Origin of the sequence: Streptomyces sp. NPDC006551 (assembly GCF_040611675.1) — a bacterium.
Taxonomy (GTDB): Bacteria; Actinomycetota; Actinomycetes; order Streptomycetales; family Streptomycetaceae; genus Streptomyces.
Window position 1 is genome coordinate 1 of the sequence record NZ_JBEXOT010000092.1, and the last position, 3,246, is coordinate 3,246.

A 3,246-nucleotide genomic window follows, 5' to 3' on the forward strand; every position below is an offset into this window, starting at 1 on the left:
CCGGTACGGCTCAATTCCGGGCAACTTCCCAAGGGCTCGCTCGCTCGACAACCGTCACTCAGCGTGCACACTCCACGGAAAGTGAGCCAGAACCCGAACTCGTGAACAAACGCTGCTCTCACTCGTGAACATAGCCAGCTGGCTTTATCGAGCAGTAGCGACGTCGCTTGTCGATGGGTTTGGGAGGCGCTCTGCTCCACGGATGGGTGATGTCGACGAGTTTGGGAGGCACCGGGGTTCTTGCCAGGGCAGCATCGACATGCTCCTGGTGAAAGGTGCTGGTCATGCCGCGGATGTCGAAGGTCGAGTTGTACGCGGCGATCCGGCGTGACCACCGTGGCGGCATGTCGATGCGGGAGCTTGAGCGCAAGCACGGCGTGACGTGGCGGACGTGGGGAAGGCGTTGGACTCGTCCTGGCCGGAGCCGCGCAAGAAGCTGCCGCCGCGGGCGACCGGGCTGGACCGCTACAAGTCGGTGATCGACGAGATCCTGCGGGCGGACCTGGACGCGCCGCGCAAGCAGCGGCACACGGTCACCCGGATCTTCCACCGGCTGGTCGAGGAACACGGCGCCGACGTCTCCTACGGGATGGTCCGCTACTACGTCGCGGCCCGGAAGCCCGAGATCCTCGTCGAGTCGGGCAAGGCCCCGCTGGAGGCGTTCGTCCCGCAGACCCACCGGCCCGGTCACGAGGCGGAGGTCGACTTCGGCGACGTCACGATCCGGCTCGCCGGCGAGCTGGTGACCTGCTACCTGTTCTCCTTCCGTCTGTCGTATTCCGGCAAGGCCGTCCATCGGGTGTTCGCCTCTGCGGCCAGGAGGCGTTCTTCGAAGGTCACGTCCACGCACTGCGGACAATGGGCGGTGTTCCACGGAGCAAGGTCCTCTACGACAACCTCAAGGCCGCCGTCGCCCGCGTGCCCGGGCTGAGCCGGGCGAGAGTGGAGGCGGACCGGTGGATCGCCTTCAAATCGCACTACGGCATCGAAAGCTTCTACTGCCGCCCAGGCATCGAAGGCGCCCACGAGAAAGGCGGCGTCGAGGGCCAGATCGGCTACTTCCGCCGCAACCACTTCGTCCCCGCCCCCGAGGTCTCCTCGCTCGCCGAGCTGAATGAGATGGTCGAGCAGTGGGACCGACAGGACGACGCCCGCCGGATCGGCTCCAGGTCCCGGACCATCGCCGAGGACTTCGCGCTTGAACAACCGCTGCTGATGCCGTTGCCAGGGGAGCCGTTCGAGACCGGGCGGCTGTTCACCCCGCGAGTCGACCGCTACGGCCAGCTCCCGGTCCGCACGAACCGCTACTCGGTCCCCATCCGGCTGATCGGCAAACGGGTCCGAGTAATTCTTCACGCCTCTCACCTGGTGGTTTACGACCAGAACGTGGAGGTGGCACGGCACGAGCGGCTGATCGCCAAAGGCGCCGTCCGTCTTGAACTGGACCACTACCTGGAGGTCCTGGTCCGCAAGCCCGGAGCCTTTCCCGGCTCGACCGCTCTCGAACAGGCCCGTTCGGCGGGCAAGTTCACCCCGGTCCACGACGCCTGGTGGGCCCAGGCCATGAAGATCCACGGCGAGCGGGACGGCACCCGCGCGCTCATCGAGGTGCTGCTGCTCGGACGTCACATGACGCACGAGCATGTCGTCGCCGGCCTGGCCGCCGCTCTGCGGGCCGGGGCGATGACTGTGGATGCGGTCGCGCTGGAGGCCCGCAAGGCCGTCCAGGCCGAGACCGAGCCCGCACCGGCTGCCCGGACCCTCGGCCAGCCGCCGGCGACGGTGACGTCCCTGCACGAGTGGCGCCTGGCGCATCTTCCGCCGGACACCAGGCCGCTGCCCTCGGTGTCTCACTACGAGTCACCGGCTACAACAAGGTTGCTGCACCCTCCGGCAGGCGTACTACCGGCTCGTCGTCGAGGGGCTGATCCCGCACACCGCCCGGACGTACCGGCGCGTGGCCGCCCACCTCGCCCGGGACCGCCGAGATGGGCGGTTCCCCGACCTCATCGACCCGCTGTGCGAGGTCCACGTACCGCCGACCTGGCCGGACGTCGGCGCGATCCTCCGGGCCGCCCCCGACCGGTTCGCCTGGACCGGCTCGGGGCTCCCACGACTTCCGGAAACGATCTAGGGTGAGGTGTGCCCGATTCCGTACATGCTCTCGCCCACCGGCCGTTGACCGTCCCCGCTGTCGCCGAACTCGTCGGTCTGCCGACCGAGCCCCCGGTCCCCGAAGAGGTGGTCGAGGAGATGGTGCGGCGGCGCGGATGGAGCTGGGAGCACTCCCTGGTCTGCGACTCCCTGGTCACCGGGCACGGCCATGTGCTGTGCAGCGAGAGCTACATCCCCTTCGGGCACACCGACACCCGGCATTTCCTTGTCTTCGGCGAGATCTACCCCGTCGACCCGGAAGACGAGGCCATGCGCAACGGACGGTGGCTGTTCGACCTCATGGACGACTGGCAGAAGCAGCCCGGCTGGACCGGGACGCGGCCGGCCACGGTCGAGGACTGCGAGGACGTGCTGGCCCGGGCGGCGCAGGCGGTGACCGGACACCTGGGCTCGGCTCCCGAGCGCACGATCACCTGCGAGGCGGCCTTCGTCGCCGGCCCTGCCATGACCCACCGCGTGTGGCGCACCCCGACCCACGCCCTGATCCTCGGGCCGTCACCGGACAACGGCCCTTACGGCTATCTCACCCACCTCCAGCTCTCCTACACCCCGCTCGCCTGCGGCCCCGACCTGCCGCCCGAGCAGGACGAGAACGCCCTGCAGAAGTGGATCACCACCCACGTCGACTGGTGACCGCGCCACCGACCCGTCGGGCAGAGTCACGACTTCTCGGCCGTGGTGTCGCCCGAGGACGGCCTCGCCCTTCTTCTGCGGTACGCCACCACCCCGCACACCCCGAGGAGAAGGACGGCCACGGCGCACACCGCGAGAGCCGTCCGCTCGGCGAATCGCTGCGGTCGCTGACCAAGGCCGAGTTGTACGAGAAGGCCGCCAAGGCCGGCGTCAGGGGGCGTTCCCAGATGACCCACGACCAGGTCGCGGACGCCCTCGCACACCGGGCGGGTCGGCGTAAGGGAGTCCGACATCGCCGGGTCGACCACGGGGGGGCGTTCAACAACCTCACACGTGAAGTCGGCCTAGGTCCTGTCTGATAATTGATCTTGTGGTGGGTCGTGGTGAGCTGACGGATGCGGCGTGGGGTCGGATAGCGCCGTTGTTGCCTGGTGTTGA

At 68.5% G+C, this 3,246-nt stretch carries 3 protein-coding genes and 1 pseudogene; 3 read left to right on the forward strand and 1 reads right to left on the reverse strand.

Annotated features, from left to right (window positions below):
* Positions 1 to 391 precede the first annotated feature (391 nt).
* The 3 genes from ABZY12_RS34230 to ABZY12_RS34240 are packed head-to-tail and all read left to right on the forward strand — an operon-like array spanning position 392 to position 2,808.
* Complete coding sequence (locus ABZY12_RS34230) at positions 392 to 931, forward strand: hypothetical protein (RefSeq protein WP_356897345.1); 540 nt, start codon at positions 392 to 394, stop codon at positions 929 to 931.
* Positions 859 to 2,139 carry a hypothetical protein gene (locus ABZY12_RS34235; RefSeq protein ID WP_356897347.1) on the forward strand — a complete coding sequence of 427 codons (1,281 nt, stop codon included), beginning with the start codon at positions 859 to 861 and terminating at the stop codon, positions 2,137 to 2,139. Before ABZY12_RS34230 ends, ABZY12_RS34235 begins: the two co-directional genes overlap by 73 nt.
* A gap of 3 nt (positions 2,140 to 2,142) precedes the next feature.
* Positions 2,143 to 2,808, forward strand: a complete 666-nt coding sequence (locus ABZY12_RS34240; protein ID WP_356897349.1) for a hypothetical protein — start codon at positions 2,143 to 2,145, stop codon at positions 2,806 to 2,808.
* A 26-nt stretch (positions 2,809 to 2,834) separates the two neighbouring features.
* On the opposite strand, the pseudogene ABZY12_RS34245 reads toward ABZY12_RS34240, so the two are convergent.
* Positions 2,835 to 3,017 (reverse strand): annotated as a pseudogene (locus ABZY12_RS34245) (hypothetical protein); the annotation flags it as partial.
* Between the last annotated feature and the right edge of the window lie 229 nt (positions 3,018 to 3,246).